This is a genomic window from Bradyrhizobium sp. MI1.7, from assembly GCF_055811795.1.
This window is the reverse complement of sequence record NZ_JBVVPO010000019.1, coordinates 20,400-35,868: the sequence shown is the minus strand read 5'-3', so window position 1 is coordinate 35,868 and position 15,469 is coordinate 20,400. Positions and strand designations below refer to the sequence as shown.

General features: G+C 65.6%; 12 protein-coding genes. 5 read left to right on the top strand and 7 right to left on the bottom strand.

Going from position 1 to position 15,469, the window contains the following annotated elements; all coding sequences use genetic code 11:
* Positions 1-65 precede the first annotated feature (65 nt).
* From AC0L3X_RS19080 to AC0L3X_RS19070, 3 genes are read left to right on the top strand one after another with little or no spacing between them, the layout of a single operon-like run.
* The gene (locus tag AC0L3X_RS19080; protein WP_063986189.1) at positions 66-1,796 is read left to right on the top strand and encodes a DUF3300 domain-containing protein; all 1,731 of its coding nucleotides are present in this window, start codon (positions 66-68) and stop codon (positions 1,794-1,796) included.
* Entirely contained in the window at positions 1,793-2,713 is a 921-nt protein-coding gene (locus tag AC0L3X_RS19075; RefSeq protein ID WP_063981867.1) for a DUF2950 domain-containing protein, read from the top strand. Before AC0L3X_RS19080 ends, AC0L3X_RS19075 begins: the two co-directional genes overlap by 4 nt.
* On the top strand, positions 2,697-3,161 hold the full coding sequence (locus tag AC0L3X_RS19070) for a lipid-binding SYLF domain-containing protein (RefSeq protein WP_063981868.1): 465 nt from the start codon (positions 2,697-2,699) through the stop codon (positions 3,159-3,161). Before AC0L3X_RS19075 ends, AC0L3X_RS19070 begins: the two co-directional genes overlap by 17 nt.
* Positions 3,162-3,178: 17 nt before the next feature.
* Here AC0L3X_RS19070 and AC0L3X_RS19065 read toward each other — a convergent pair whose 3' ends face one another.
* Positions 3,179-3,526: a RidA family protein gene (locus AC0L3X_RS19065; protein ID WP_473316690.1), complete on the bottom strand. Its 348-nt coding sequence runs from the start codon at positions 3,524-3,526 to the stop codon at positions 3,179-3,181.
* A gap of 308 nt (positions 3,527-3,834) precedes the next feature.
* On the opposite strand from AC0L3X_RS19065, the gene AC0L3X_RS19060 reads away from it, so the two are divergent.
* Positions 3,835-6,156, top strand: a complete 2,322-nt coding sequence (locus tag AC0L3X_RS19060; RefSeq protein WP_063986190.1) for a molybdopterin guanine dinucleotide-containing S/N-oxide reductase — start codon at positions 3,835-3,837, stop codon at positions 6,154-6,156.
* A gap of 391 nt (positions 6,157-6,547) precedes the next feature.
* Here AC0L3X_RS19060 and AC0L3X_RS19055 read toward each other — a convergent pair whose 3' ends face one another.
* Complete coding sequence (locus tag AC0L3X_RS19055) at positions 6,548-7,525, bottom strand: AraC family transcriptional regulator (protein WP_063981869.1); 978 nt, start codon at positions 7,523-7,525, stop codon at positions 6,548-6,550.
* A 348-nt stretch (positions 7,526-7,873) separates the two neighbouring features.
* Here AC0L3X_RS19055 and AC0L3X_RS19050 point away from each other — a divergent pair, with 348 nt between their 5' ends.
* Positions 7,874-10,753, top strand: coding sequence for an ATP-binding protein (locus tag AC0L3X_RS19050; protein ID WP_166100626.1), 2,880 nt, complete (start codon positions 7,874-7,876; stop codon positions 10,751-10,753).
* Between the two features lie 6 nt (positions 10,754-10,759).
* Here AC0L3X_RS19050 and AC0L3X_RS19045 read toward each other — a convergent pair whose 3' ends face one another.
* The 5 genes from AC0L3X_RS19045 to AC0L3X_RS19025 all read right to left on the bottom strand — a co-directional run bounded on the left by AC0L3X_RS19045 (position 10,760) and on the right by AC0L3X_RS19025 (position 15,465).
* A complete protein-coding gene (locus AC0L3X_RS19045; RefSeq protein WP_063981871.1) occupies positions 10,760-11,479 on the bottom strand; it encodes a hypothetical protein in 720 nt (239 codons plus the stop codon).
* Positions 11,480-11,584: 105 nt separating this feature from the next.
* Positions 11,585-12,628: an alpha/beta fold hydrolase gene (locus AC0L3X_RS19040; protein ID WP_063981872.1), complete on the bottom strand. Its 1,044-nt coding sequence runs from the start codon at positions 12,626-12,628 to the stop codon at positions 11,585-11,587.
* Between the two features lie 38 nt (positions 12,629-12,666).
* The gene (locus tag AC0L3X_RS19035; RefSeq protein WP_063981873.1) at positions 12,667-13,623 is read right to left on the bottom strand and encodes an alpha/beta fold hydrolase; all 957 of its coding nucleotides are present in this window, start codon (positions 13,621-13,623) and stop codon (positions 12,667-12,669) included.
* A gap of 238 nt (positions 13,624-13,861) precedes the next feature.
* Positions 13,862-14,560 (bottom strand): type 1 glutamine amidotransferase domain-containing protein, encoded by a 699-nt coding sequence (locus AC0L3X_RS19030; protein ID WP_063981874.1) that lies wholly within the window; start codon positions 14,558-14,560, stop codon positions 13,862-13,864.
* A gap of 197 nt (positions 14,561-14,757) precedes the next feature.
* A complete protein-coding gene (locus tag AC0L3X_RS19025) occupies positions 14,758-15,465 on the bottom strand; it encodes a hypothetical protein (RefSeq protein WP_063981875.1) in 708 nt (235 codons plus the stop codon).
* Between the last annotated feature and the right edge of the window lie 4 nt (positions 15,466-15,469).

The window sequence follows — 15,469 nt, the reverse complement described above, 5'->3', positions numbered from 1 at the left end:
CTTGATCAATAAACGCCCATGCCGCGGCCCGATCTTGGTGGCCGGAAAGTTCGATGGAGGATGGCATGTTTCGCTGCGGCAAGATCCTGATGGCGCTTGCGTTGATGCTGACGATGCCGATCACCGCAACCGCGCAGACGGCTGACAAGCCGGCGGCGCCGAGCACGCAGGCACAGCCCGCAAGTCCGCCTCCGCCGAGCGCCGAACTCCTGAAACCCGAGCAGCTCGAGGCGCTGGTGGCGCCGATCGCGCTCTATCCCGACGAGCTGCTGGCCAATGTCCTGGCGGCATCGACCTATCCGCTGGAAGTGGTGCAGGCCGATCGCTGGCTGAAGGAGCGCAAGACGCTGAAGGGCGAGGCGCTGAAGGCCGAGGTCGACAAGCAGGCCTGGGACGACAGCGTCAAGGCGCTCGCCAGCACCCCCGATGTGTTGTCGATGATGAGCGACAAGCTCGAATGGACCCAGAAACTCGGCGATGCCTTTCTCGCCCAGCAGCCCGACGTGATGGACGCGATCCAGCGCCTGCGCAACAAGGCCTATGACAACAAGAAGCTGGTCACGACCAAACAGCAGAAGGTCAGCGTTCAGAGCCAGGAAGGCAAGCAGGTTGTCGTCATCCAGCAGGCCGATCCCGCCGAGATGTACGTGCCCTATTACGATCCGGCGACGGTCTACGGCACCTGGCCCTATGCGGAGTATCCGCCGTATTACTGGGGATATCCGTCCTATATCGGCGCCGGCGTGGTTGCGGCCGGCATTGCCTTTGGCACGGCCTGGGCGATCGGGCGCTGGGGCAGTTACTGGGGCGGCGGCTGCAACTGGGGCAACCGCAACGTCTACGTCAATCATCGCACCACCAACATCGCCAACGGCTGGCAGCACAATCCGGCGCATCGCGGCGGCGTGCGCTATAACAACACCAACGTCCAGCAGCGTTTCGGCAACAACAATGTGAGGGCGGGCGCGTCGGACCGGATGGATTTCCGCGGCCGGGACGGCAACCAGGTGCTGCGCCCGAGCCAAGGTGCGGGAGACCGGGCTGGAGATCGCGCCGGCGACCGTGCCGGTGATCGTGGCGGTCCGGGTGACCGTGCAGGAGATCGTGCTGGTGATCGCGGTGATCGTGCCGGCAATCGCGGCGACCGGCCCGGCGGCGGCGATCGTGCTGGCGCGGGAGATCGTGCCAAGGGTGGTGGAGATCGCGCCAAGAATGCAGGCAAGAATGTGGGTAAGGGCGGCGGCGATCGTGCAAAGGCTGCGAATCGAGCCGGCGGCGGCGCTGCCGCCAATCGAGGCGGTGGCGGCAATCGCGGCGGTGCGATGAACGTCTCGTCGGGCCGGGCGGCGGCCGCAGCATCGGCGCGCGGACGCTCCAGCATGGCGAGCATGCCGCGCGGCGGTGGCGGCGGAAGCTTTGCCGGGCGCGGCGGCGGTGGCGGAATGGCCATGCATGGTGGTGGTGGTGGTGGTGGCTTCCGTGGTGGTGGAGGCGGAGGAGGAGGCCGCGGCGGTGGCGGCGGTGGGCGGCGCTCCGACATCGCGCTGAAGCATGACATCGTCCTGCTCGGCCATCTCTCTAACGGCCTCGGCTATTATCGCTTCAGCTACATCGGCAGCGACAAGGCCTATGTCGGCGTGATGGCGCAGGAGGTGGAGAAGGTGATGCCTGACGCCGTGACGCGCGGCAGCGATGGTTATCTGCGCGTCTATTATGACAAGCTTGGCCTGACATTCCGCACCTACCGCGATTGGCTCGCCGACGGCGCGAAGATCCCTGCGGAGGTGACGCCATGATCGGCCTGAAATCGCTCCATCGCGCGATCCTGCCGGGCGTGGTGGCGCTCGCCATGCTTGGCTCGGCGGCACAGGCGCAGCAATCCTACAAGACACCGGAGGATGCGGCCGCCGCGCTCGCGGCCGCAGTCAAAAGCGGGCCGGGCGACATTTTGAAGGTGCTCGGCAGGGCCGCCGAGGATATCGTCTCGTCCGGTGACGAGGTCGCCGACAACGACATCCGTCAGCGCTTCACGTCGATGTACGACGCCAAGCACGGCATCAAGGCGGAGGGCAACAAGACCGCGACCTTGATACTGGGGCCGGACGATTTCCCGTTTCCGATTCCGCTGCTCAACACCAAGACAGGCTGGGCGTTCGACACCGACGAGGGGCGGATCGAGGTGCTTCGCCGCCGCATCGGCCGCAACGAGCTCGACGCGATCCAGACCGCGCTTGCCTATGTCGATGCCCAGAATGAATACGCCGACACGGATCGCGGCGAGGGCGCTGGTGTCTACGCGCAACGCTTCCTTTCCACGCCCGGCAAGAAGGACGGCCTGTTCTGGCGTGACGACAGTGATCCGAGCCCGCTCGGCGCGCTGGTCGCGGAGGCCTCGGCCGAAGGCTACAAGCAAGGCACAGGCGAGGCACCCGCGCCTTATCACGGCTACTACTTCCGAATACTGAAAGGCCAGGGTTCCGACGCGGCCGGTGGCGCGCTCAACTACGTCGTCAAGGGCAAGATGATCGGGGGCTTCGGACTGATCGCTTGGCCCGCCGAATACGGCAATTCCGGCGTGATGACGTTTCTCGTCAATCATGCCGGCACCGTCTACCAGAAGGATCTCGGCAACCGCACGGCTGTCATCGCCGAGCGCACCACGCTGTTCGATCCCGACCAGACCTGGAAGAAGGTCGATGCCGCGAAGCCATAAACCGGAACGCATGCGGCGCGCGACCGCAATCGGCCTTGCCGCGCTCGCGCTCCTCCTGCTCGCGATGCCGGCCACGCCGTCGTTCGCGCAAGCGAGCGGCCATGTCCAGGTGAGGTTCGTCAAGGCTGGCCTGCTGGTCGGAGGCGGCACCGGCAGTGGCGTGCTGAACTACCGCGGTCGGAATTATCCCTTCAAGGTCTCCGGCTTGAGCGTCGGCATCACGGCCGGTGCGACCGTCGGCAGATTTGATGGCCGGGCATCAGGCATCCGCGATGTCGGCGACTTCGTCGGCACCTATAGCTCCGTCGGCGGCGGCTTCGCACTCGTCGGCGGCGTCAACGGCGCCCATCTGCGCAACGAAAAGGGCGTGACGATCGTGCTGCAAGGCCCGAAGGCCGGACTTGAGCTCGCCTCCAACATCAGCGCGATCACGATCGCCTGGAAGTGAGCGCCTCGAGCCTGGGGTTACCGGGCCGCGATGGCCGTCATCTCGAGTTTGACGCCTGGACCGAGATCGGCCACGCCGATCGCAGCGCGCGCCGGCAGGTGAGCTTCCGCAAAGTGCGCCTTCCAGGCCGCATTGAACTCCGCCTTCTCCTTCAGGTTGGTCATGAAGATGGTCACCTGCAAGACGTTGGCGAGATCGGAGCCGAGCGTCGTCAACAGGCGCGCCAGCTGCCCGAGGACGTCGTTGGCCTGGCCCGACATATCGAGGCTGGTGTCCTCGGGGACGATCCCGCCGATGTAGAGCACGCCATTATGCTCGACCACTTCGTGGAGGAGTTCTTCGTAGGGCAAGACGCGCTGGATCATGATGAACCGATGCTGCTGTGGGGATGGGCGGCATATCGCACATTTCCATGTCGATGTCGTTTGAAGAGATTTCGCGACCGGGGCGTCTCGAAGGTCGTCCAACAAGATATTGAAAATAAAGAATAAATTGGCTTAAGAATCGCCGCTTGTCGTGCGGTCGGACGGTCACCCAGCTGCACTTGCGCGCGGGAGCCCGGCGTTTCCGACGGCCCTGATCCCGACGACATCATGATGCGGATCGGTATACTGCCACCGGAATCGACGCGGCAGCGGCTGGGTCCGTGCCGTACCGGAACAAGGATCAGACGATGGACGATACGATTGGCTTTCCCGACCCCGGCCTCGACCTGTCTGACGGCTTCAAGCCCCACACCTCGCATTGGGGCGTGTTTTCCGCGCGTCAGAGCGAAGCCGGGCTCGAGGTCAGGGCCTATGCGGGCGACCCCGATCCGAACGGCATCATCGGCAATTTCCCCGGCGCGCTGCGGCATCAGGCGCGCATCGCCCAGCCGGCGATCCGCCGCGGCTGGCTCGAGCGCGGACCTGGCCCGGACGATCGCCGCGGCCGCGATGAGTTCGTCTCCGTCAGTTGGGAGAAGGCGCTCGATCTGCTCGGCGACGAACTCGGCCGCATCCGCGATACGCGCGGCCCGGGCGCCGTGTTCGGCGGCTCCTACGGCTGGTCGAGCGCGGGCCGCTTCCATCACGCCCAGAGCCAGGTGCATCGCTTCCTCAACATCGCAATGGGCGGCTATGTGCGCTCGGTGAACACTTACTCTTCGGGCGCATCCTCGGTGCTGCTGCCGCAGATCCTTGCCGGCTACGAGGACATCACCAAGCGCAACGTCACCTGGGAGCAGATTGCCGAGAACACCGACATCGTGCTGGCGTTCGGCGGCATGGCGCTGAAGAACTCCATGGTGGCCGGCGGCTCGATCAGCAAGCATGTCGAGCGCGGCGCCATGGAAGCCGCGCGCCGGCGCGGCTGCGCGTTCATCCTGGTCAGCCCGCTGCGCGACGATCTTCCCGTCGAGGCCGGCGCCGAATGGATGACGTGCCTGCCCGGCACCGACACCGCCCTGATGCTCGGCATCGTCCACACACTTGTGAGCGAAGGTCTGCACGACCAGGCCTTCCTCGATCGCTACACCGAAGGCTGGCCCGTGTTCCTGCGCTATCTCAATGGCGAGAGCGACGGGCAGGCCAAGCATGCCGAATGGGCCGCCGCGATTTGCGGCGTCGATGCGGACGCGATACGCGAGCTCGCGCGCCGCGCCGCCGGAAAGCGTGCACTGATCACCGTTTCGCATTCGCTCCAGCGCGCCGAGCATGGCGAGCAGCCGGTGTGGATGGGCATGGTGCTCGCTGCAGCGCTCGGCCAGATCGGCCTGCCCGGTGGCGGTTATGCTTATTCGCTCGGCGCGATCGGCTATTATGGCCGCCGCGTCAACGACGTGCCGGGACCGACGCTGGGGCAGGGCCGCAACGGCGTGCGCGATTTCATTCCGGTCGCGCGCATCGCCGACATGCTGCTCAGTCCCGGCACGACCTATCGCTACAATGGCGAGACGCGTACCTATCCGGACATCCGCCTCGTCTACTGGGCCGGCGGCAATCCCTTCCATCACCATCAGGACATCAACCGCTTGCGCAAGGCTTTTGCGCAGCTCGATACGTTCGTCGTGCACGAGCTCGCCTGGACCGCGACGGCGCGGCACGCGGACATCGTGCTGCCCTCGACCATGACGCTGGAGCGCGAGGACATCGGTTATTCGACCAACGATCCCCTGATGGTCGCGATGCACCAGATCGCCGAGCCCTTCGGCCTTGCGCGTGACGATTACGACATCTTTGCCGATCTCGCCGAGCGCCTGGGTGCGCGCGAACCTTTCACCGAAGGGCGCACGTCGCGGCAGTGGCTCGAACATCTGTACGAGCCGACTCGCGCCTCGCTTCAAGCTCGTGGCCTCGAGGCGCCTGATTTCGACGAATTCTGGCGGCGCGGCAGCCTGGTCGTGCCGCAACAGCCCGACGACGGCGGCCGGCTGCGCAGCTTTCGCGAGGATCCGGCCAAACATCCTCTGCCGACGCCGAGCGGGCGCATCGAGATCTATTCAGCCAAGATCGCCGCGCACGGCGATGCCGATTGTCCCGGCCATCCGGTCTGGCTCGACAAGACCGACATGCCGAAACCCGGCGCGCCGTGCTTCCTCGTCGCCAACCAGCCGGTGACGCGCCTGCACAGCCAGCTCGACTTCGGCGGCCATTCGCTGGGCGCGAAGCATCGCGGCCGCGAGGTGGCGCGCATGAATCCACGCGATGCCGATGCACGCGGAATCAAGGACGGCGACATCATCCGGCTGTTCAACGAGCGCGGCGCCTGTCTCGCCGCCGTCCACGTCACCGACGGCATCGCGGCCGGCGTCGTGCAGCTTCCGACCGGCGCGTGGTACGACCCGATGGACCCCGAGGACGAAGCGCCGCTCTGCGTTCACGGCAATCCCAACGTGCTCACCCGCGACATCGGCACCTCGTCCTTCGCGCAGGGCTGCACCGGCCAGCTCACGACGGTCGAGGTGGAGAAGTTCACCGGCAATCTGCCGCCGATCCGCGCGTTCGATCCGGTATAGGCGCGTCGCCGGGATTGCTGCGGCCGTAGTGCGAAGGCGCCGGACTACGCTGCGCTCTATCCGGTCTACGCGAAATGCGCTCGCAACGACGACGTGGAGGGAGTGTGAGTCATACTGCGCTCTCGTGCCCGTGCCGTAGCGCGTCCAGGACACGAGAGGCAGAAAGAAAAGGGGCCGTCCTGTGTGGGCGGAGGGACGGCCCCGAGTGGCTCGCAGGCCCGGGAGGAAAAGGGCTCGAGCCGGCGTGAGTGGCAGGGCACTCACGCCAAAGAAATCGCAAACCGGTCGAACTGCAGATGGCGTGATGCCAAGTGCCTTGATCTCAAGTCGCTTGATTCCAAGTCCCTTGATTTCAGATACCTCGATTCCAATTCGCCTGCCGCCGCACGAACTACGCGGCTGCGCCGACCATCCAGTCCATGTCCGCGGCAGGGCGCCGCCGCGGAAGCGCCTCCGTAGCAGGCAGCACAGCCCTGCTGGCCAGACGCCAGCGTGCCGGTGACTCGCCGCTGATGCGCTTGAACACGGTCGAAAAATGCGCCTGGGTGCTGAAGCCGACGGCAAGCGCGATCTCCGCCAGCGGCCGCTCGGTCGTCGTGAGCAAGGTCTTCGCATGCTCGACGCGATGATTGAGCAGATATTCGCGCGGACGGTAGCCGGTCGCGGCGCGGAACTGTGCCGCGAAATGCATCCTCGAGAGGCCCGCGACATTGGCGAGCTCAGACAGACTGATGCAGCGATCAAAGTGATCGGCGATATATTGCTCGACGCGCCGTAGCCGCCATTTCGGCAAGGCATTGACTTTTGAGCGTGGCAGCTCGAGCCGGGTCAGATGCATCGCAAGGGTCTCGCCGATGCAGCGCGCGAATTGCTGGTCCGCGGTATCGCCATGCTCGGTCAGTGCCTTGGCGAGCTCGGCTGCGAGCGGGTCGCGCAGCAGGACGAGGTCGTTGAGGCCCTCGGTCGCCGGCCGCGCCGCCGAAAAATGATCGGTGGAGATGTGGAAGTGCAGGAAAGCGCAGGGCGAATGGAATTGCACGCCGAGAAGCTTCGATGGCGCACTGACGTACAGCGTGCCCGCGGGCATGGTGCCGTCGAAGATGATCTGACGGTCCCGCGTCAGCTTTACCCGAGCGGTCTTCAGCGCGATGGCGACGAAATAGCGGTCCGCCGGCGTCGTCGCTTCGTGCGACGAGATGGCCCGCGAGTCTTCCCATCGCGAAATCGTGATGTCCGCGTCCAGGCCGCGATCGATCTTGCGCCATCCGCTTTCCTGCGCGATTGCACGCATCCCGTGCGAAGCCTCGCGATCACACCGGCTGGCGGGAAATTCGATCCAGGCATGCGCTGCTTGCAAGTCATTGAACATCGCTCGTCCTCTCCTGGCCTCGTCGCCGCTTGCAGCGATCAGCCAACTCTCAGTGCTTTCCACGATCAGAGGATAGGCGTGAGCCAGGCAAGAAGCCCGTTAGTGATGATTAGGAGGTGTTAGATTTTGTGCGAGCACATGAAGTGTGACAGCCCGCCGCAGGACGTTTGATTTTGTCCAGCTTTTCAATTATTTGCGCAGATCGGTGCGGTGTGAGGACATTGCAGAACATCGCGCTGCGATCGATGTGCCGGTATGAGGCCGGCTCGGCGCCTTGCTGGACCGCGCATCGACGGCGGGTATAGTCGCCGCGCATTTGAATGAAATGGCCGTCAAGATGAGTCAGAAGTGACCGAACCCCCGGCAGGACATGGCTCGCCCGGCAATGGCGCCGGGGCGAGCCTTGATTTCGACGCAGTCTCGTTCGGACCGTTTTCGCTGCGGTCGCGGTTGCTCGAGAGGGACGGAGCGCCGGTCAAGCTCGGCAGCCGCGCGATGGACATTCTGCGTCTGCTCCTCAGCCGTGCCGGCGAAGTGGTGCCGAAGAACGAGATTCTGAGCTACGCGTGGTCCGGCCTCGCGGTCGAGGAAATCAGCCTGCGCGTCCATGTCGCGGAGCTGCGCAAGGTGCTTGGCGACGGCAAGGACGGGGCCCGCTACATCACCAACGTCCCGAGCCGCGGCTATTGCTTCGTCGCGCCCGTGCAACGTGGCGAGCGCAACGCCGCTCCGGCACTCGCGCCGCGTGCACCTGAAAGAACGGCGCCGCCTGCAGCCTTGCCACACCGGCTGGACCGGATGATCGGTCGGGACGACGTGCTGCCCGAGTTGTCGGCGCGTCTGCTGAGCGACCGCTTCGTCACGCTGCGAGGACCGGGCGGCATCGGCAAGACCACGGTTGCGACCGCGCTCGCGCATGACATGTGGCAGGCGTTCGAGGGGCACGTTCATTTCCTCGAATTCGGCCCACTGAAGGACGCCACGCTGGTCGCGAGCACGGTTGCCGCCGCTCTGGGTCTCGTCGTTCATCATGATGATCCCTCAGGCAGCATCGTCAATTTTCTGCGCGGACGGCGGCAGCTTCTCATCCTCGACAGTTGCGAGCACGTCATCGACGAGGTCGCGTGTCTGGCCGAAAACATCTATCGCGAGGCGCCGGGCATCGCCATTCTCGCCACCAGCCGCGAGTCGCTGCTGGTGGAAGGCGAGCAGATCTTCGAGCTCGTTCCGCTGGCCGGCCCGCCGCAAGGGGCGCGCCTCAGCGCCGGCGAAGTGCTGGATTATCCGGCCGCGCAGCTGTTCATCGATCGTGCCGCGGCCGCAGGCCATCGCGGCGATATCACGGACGAGGATGCCGAGGTCCTGGCCGAGATCTGCGGCAAGCTCGACGGCATCGCGCTCGCGATCGAACTCGCCGCCGTGCGCGTCGGCGTCTACGGATTGCGGGAGATGGCCGCGCTGCTCGACTCCAGGCTCAAGCTCGAATGGCGCGGACGGCGAACGGCGCCGCCACGGCAGCAGACGCTCGGCGCGACGCTCGACTGGAGCTTTGGCCTGATCGGCGAGAGCGAACGCACAGTGCTTCAGCGACTCGCCATCTTCGCCGGCCCCTTCACGCTCAAGGGGGCGATCGCAGTCGCCGCGGATGAGGGTGCCGCGGCCGATCGCGTCGTCGATGCGCTGGAGCAGCTCGTGGCCAAGTCGCTGGTGTCGGCGCAGCCCGATGGCGCATCGCGGCGCTATCGCCTGCTGGATGCCACGCGCGCCTATGCCATGCAGAAGCTGGTCGACGCGGGCGAAGCGGCGGCGATCGCGCGCCGTCACACGGCCTATGTTCAGCGCACGCTCGAAGCCGGCATGGCGGAGCAGGGCGGCGACCCGGCTTCGCGCCTGCAGGCGCGCGCGAGCCTGCTCGCAGATGCCCGTGCGGCGTTGGAATGGAGTTTTGCCAACCACGACGGTGCCGCCTTGCGCGTGCCGCTCGCCGGCAGCGCCGCAAGGCTGTTCGTCGAGCTCAACCTGCTGAACGAGGCGCGCATCTGGTCGGGCCGCGCGCTCGCGATGCTCGACGATGCCAACCAGGGCGGCAAATGGGAGCTCGAGCTGCAGTCGACGCTTGGCCACGCCTTCATGTTCACGGAGCGCAACAGCGAGCAGGCCGAGGCCGCACTCGTGCGCGGGCTGGAGATCGCGGAAGCGCTCGACGATCACGCCAATGCGTTCAGGCTGCTGTCGCGGCTGAACATGTTCTATCGCCGCACGGGCGACTACAGGCACCTCGTGCCGACCGCACTCCAGGCCGAGCGCATCGCCCGCCAGATCGGCGATACCGCGGGGATCGCAGGCAGCAAGGCGCTTCTCGGCGTGTCGTATCATCTCGCCGGCGACCAGGCCGAGGCGCAGGCCCATCTCGACGAAGGCGTGCGCGACGACGCCGCGCTGCGCGGGACGGAGCCCGGGCATTTCGCCTATTCGCGCACGCCGCAGATTCCGCTCGCGCGGGTGCTGTGGCTGCGCGGCTTTCCCGACCGCGCACTCGATTGCGTCCGCCCGCTCGTCGGCGCCGCCGCGCCGCGCGATGTGCTGATGCATTGCATCGCGCTGTGCTGGTCATCCTCGGTGTTCGGCTGGGTCGGTGACTGGGCCGCCGTCGAGACGATGACGGGACGCCTCGCGACCCATGCGAATTTGCACGGGCTCGCGCCGTACGAAGCCGTCGCGACCGGCTTTCGCGCGCAGACCATGATCGCCCGCGGCGAGCTGGCCGGCGGTGTCGATCTGCTGCGGAGCGCGCTGCTGCGCCTGCATGCGGATCGCTACGAGCTCTACGCATCCGCGTTCGCCGCGGATCTGTCGCAAGGACTGGCGGCGCTGGGACGGTTGACGGAAGGGCTGCAGGTCCTGCAGGAGACGATCGCTCGCGTCGAGCAGGGCGGCGGAGGTTTTGACATGCCCGAGCTCCTGCGCCGGCGCGGCGACCTCGAGGCGCGGACCGGTGATCTCGGTGCCGCCGAAGCGGGCTTCGCCGCATCGCTCGCGCTGGCGGAGCAGCAGGGCGCGCTGTCCTGGCGATTGCGGACGGAGATGTCGCTTGCGGCGCTTCGGCTTCGGCAGGGCGTCAAGAATCCGCTCGACGATCTCGCCGCGACCTATGCGCGGTTCTCGGAAGGATTCGAGACGGCGGATTTGAAGGCAGCGCGGCTCGTGCTGGACGAGGCATCTGCCTGACAAGGCTCAGTCGAACCGGAAATTCGCGAGATCGATCGACACCATCAGCTCATCACGCAGCGGCATCAGATCGTCGCCGCGCAGATAGATGCGCCGGCGGGTCGGGAGCTTGAATCCGTCGACGGTGACGGGATCGGACACGTACTGAGCTGCCGGAAAATTGCCGGCGATCTCGACCCGGTAATCATGCCGGCGGATGAGCATGTCGGGGCCAAAATAGAAATCCTGCTCGGCGCTGTGGCTTGCGATCACGGCCGGGAAGGTCGCCCGCAATCCGCGCCAGACCTCCGCGCCCTCGCGCCACGGCGCGATCTCCCGGACCTCGAACCCGTCCGCCGCCAGCAGGAACGGCGCAGTCATGTAAGTCCAGAGCGCATAGCCGTTGAAATAGGCGCGATGCAGCGGATCCCAATGCGTGCGCATATCGTGCCGCGCGAAGGCGGCGCGCGGATTGTTGCGCTCCGCGACGATGCGGCCGTCCGCAGCCACGATGGCGATCCGCTCCGGGCTGAAGTCGGTGCGCTGGCCGGGCTTGCCGAACGGCTCCATGGAAGCCCGCTCACGACGCAGCTCGATCCGCATCGTGCGCGGCGCCTGGTCCTGATCGACGCCCTTCAATATCCAGAGGTCGCCGCCCGTCACGATCGTGGCGGTGAGTCGCTCGTGGGCATTCCATCGATCGAGCCCGCCATGGGCCTCGATCGCATTCGCCAGCAGCGGAATCATCCGGCCGTTTCCTCTCGCATCGGTGGTGTCGCCCCAATAGAGATACCTCCGTGCGCAGACGATCGCCCGTTAAGCGTTGTTAAGTGCCGTTGGCAGGTCCGGCGCCTAGGCTTCGGCCATGACGTCCAGCACCGCGTCGGCAAAGGCCTTCGGCGCTTCTTGCGGCAGATTATGGCCGATACCGCCCTTGATGGTCCGGTGCGAATAGCGCCCGGAGAATTTCTTCGCGTATGCGGACGGCTCCGGATGCGGCGCGCCGTTGGCGTCACCCTCCAAGGTGATCGTAGGCACTGCGATCACGGGCGCCTGCGCCAATTTCGCCTCGTCGTCGGCGTATTTCGCTTCGCCTTCGGCGAGGCCCAGTCGCCAGCGATAATTGTGGATTACGATCGCCACATGGTCCGGATTGTCGAACGCCTTCGCGCTACGGTCGAAAGTGGAATCGTCGAAATGCCATTGGGGCGAAGCGAGCTGCCAGATCAGCTTCGAGAAGTCGTGGCGGTACTTGTCGTAGCCCTCGCGGCCGCGCTCGGTCGCGAAATAGAACTGGTACCACCATTGCAGCTCGGCCTTCGGCGGCAGCGGCATCTTGCCGGCCTGCTGGCTCCCGATCAGGTAGCCGCTCACCGAGACCATCGCCTTGACCCGCTCTGGCCAGAGCGCAGCGATGATGTTGGCGGTGCGCGCACCCCAGTCGAAGCCGGCAATCGTCGCCTTGTCGATTCCGAGCGCGTCCATCAGGGCGACGATGTCGGCCGCGATCGCCGCCGGCTGCCCGTTCCGCATCGTCGAGTCGGAGAGGAAACGCGTGCTGCCGTAGCCGCGCAGGTAAGGCACGATCACGCGGCGGCCGGCCGCGGCGAGCAGCGGTGCGACATCGACGAAGGCGTAGATGTCATAGGGCCAGCCATGCAGCAGGATCACGGGCGGGCCATCCGCGAGACCCGCCTCGGCATAGCCGACATTGAGGAGGCCGGCGTCGATCTGTTTCAGGGACGCGAACGCGGTGTTGGCGCCGGGCTTGACGATGGTGGCGGACTTCGCCGGCTTCGCCGTAGCCGTCGTGCTCAGCGCAAGCTGGGTCGCGGCGAGCGCCATCGCAGCCCTGCCGACGAAACGACGTCGTTCGTGGTTGATGTTGTCGGGCATGTGTGCCTCCTGTGGTCGGTGCATTGTGCAAGTCGCCGTCAGCCCTTGTGCCCGTCCAGACGCGCAAGGAAGTCGCGGATCAGCGTGGCGATCTCGTCGGTCGCCTCGTCGAGCGCGAAATGGCCGGCTTCGAGAATGTGGACCGCCGCATCCGGCACATCGTCGCGATAGGCCGACGCGCCGGCGACGGTGAAGGAGGGATCGTATTTGCCCCAGACCACCAGCGTCGGCGGCCGCGTCTTGCGCAGCCACGCCTGCCATTTCGGATAGGAGGCGACGTTGGTCCGGTAATCCAGGAACAGCGTAGTCTGGATCTCGGCCGCGCCGGGACGCGTCAGGAACGCGTATTCGTCGGTCCAGCTATCGGGGTCGTAGCGCTCGGGGTGCGGGCTGGAGCCGAGGTGCCGCTGGCGCGTCGCGGCCAAGGATGTGAAGTTGGCCTTGAGCGCCTCGAGCTCATGCGCCGGATCAGCCCAGTATTTGCGACGCGCTTCCCAGAGCGGGCTCAGTCCTTGTTCATGCGAAACGGCATTCTGGATCATGATGGCGCGAACGCGCTCGGGATGCGCCAGCGCCATGCGGAAGCCGACCGGACCGCCATAGTCCTGCATGAACAGCACGTAGTTGGTCAGGCCGAGCTTGTTCGTCAGCTCGCCCATCACGCCGGCGATGTTGTCAAAAGTGTAGGTGAAGTCGGACGGTGGCGGCGCGCTGCTGTTGCCGAAGCCGGGATAATCAGGCGCGATCAGGTGATATTTGTCGGCGAGCAGCGGCAGCAGAGGCTCCCACATCCGCGACGAGGATGGGAAACCATGGAGCAGCAGCACGGTCGGCGCGTCGGCGGACCCGGCCTCGCGGTAGAAGATATTGAGACCCCCGATATCGATCGTGTGATAGCTGATCGAGCGTCGGCTCGACCGCAGATCCTGTGCCGAGGCCTGCACGGTGGTGCAGGCGAGGGCGGCTGCGAGGGCGAGGGTGGCTGGAATATTCATGTCATCGCTCCGATGTGGGCGTGTCACGTCGAGACGTGCCGGCGCGTCATGCGCCGGCAACCGCTCTGACGGGATTGAGCGGCACGCTCCCACCTTGATCGCTGTTGTGCGCAGCAGCTTCCGATCGCCGGATCACATTCGTAAGCTCCGGCGTAAAGCTTTCGTCATCGTCCTCGATGTGTCCGGTCAGTGCCGGGGCGGTGCTCATTGATGAGCACCGCTCCGATGCGAGCCTGACTTACGCGGCCGACTTCGCCTTCTTGGCCAGGGCGGCGAGCAGCGTCTGCGCGGCCGGGCCGGAGGAGTGCGGATTCTGTCCCGTGATGAGCTGGCCCGCGCTGACGACGTGTACGCCCCAGTTCGCCGTTTTCGAGAAGACCGCGCCGAGCTTCAACATCTCGTCCTCCACGAGGAACGGCACGACATTGGTCAGGCCCACGTCATCTTCCTCGCCGTTGGTGAAGCCGGTCACTTCCTTGCCCTCGACCAAAGGCTTGCCATCGGGGGTCTTGACGTGGCGCAGCGCACCGGTCGAGTGACACACCACCGCGATGGTCTTGCCGGCGGCGAGGAAGGATTCGATCAGCTTGACCGAGTCCTTGTCTTCGGCGAGGTCCCACATCGGGCCGTGACCGCCGGGATAGAACAGCGTGTCGAAGTCTTCCTGCTTGACGCTGTCGAGGCGCACCGTCTTGTCGAGCTGGGCTTCAGCGGCAGCGTCCGCCTCGAAGCGCAGCGTCAGGTCAGTGCGGAACTCGGGCTCGTTGCTCTTGGGATCGAGTGGCGGCCGACCGCCCTTGGGCGAAGCCAGCGTGATCTCCGCGCCGGAATCCTTGAAAACGTAGTAGGGGGCGGCGAGCTCCTCGAGCCAGAACCCGGTCTTGCGTCCGGTGTTGCCGAGCTGGTCGTGGGAGGTGATAACCATAAGAATCTTCATGACGATCTCCTTGAGTGCGTTCGCTGCAATGACGCATTCCCTCGTGGTGGAGGTGCGCCGGCCTCGGTCTCGTTCGAGCACAACACTTGTTCGTTGCTCGTGAGCCCAATGTTGCACCCAAGGCCGCGTGTTAGCTCGTTATGTATTGTTAGGCGTTGAGAGCAGTGAACGGTTCCCGCTCTCGCGCGTCGCCACCGCTATTCGAACACGGCGTCGAAGATCTCGACGTCCATCAGCACGGGCCTGGCGATCACGCTTCCATCAGGCCGCAGCGTCTGCACACGCCGCAATGTCGGCACGACGATGCCGCCGAAGCTGTCATGGGCCCAGGAATAATGTGCGACCTTGTTTCCGAACAGATCGTGATCCGTCCGCCGTTGCAGGGCGTTCTCGTCGAAGTAGAAGATCTGCTCGGGCGCGAGCGTGATCAGGTTCGGCGGGAACTGCGCGCGCAGCCGCCGCCACGTGTCAGCGTTTTCGCGCCACGGCGGAAGCTCCTCCGTGACGACGTCGGGATGGGCGAGCAGAAATGGGTTGGTCAGATAATTCCAGATCGCTACGCCGCAGAAGAAGACGAGGTGCAGTTCGTCCGCGAGCCCAGGAGAGCCGGTCTCGGGAAATGCAGGGCTCGGGTTATCCCACGTGCGCAGGACCTCACCCTCGAGGCTCTCGATCGTGATTGCGTCGGGCTGAAAGCAGCCGGAGTGTTCACCCCCGGTGATGCCGGTGAAGCGGACCGACTGGGCGCGGGTCGAGCCCTCCGCCGTCACGTCCTTGAATTCGCTGGCATGTCCGGCGCTGGAGAACAACGAGCCGCCGACGGAAAGGTGGAGCGTGAATCGGGTCAAGCTATTCCAGCGGGCCATACCGCCGCTGGCATCAATTACATCGTCAAGAAGCGCCATATCC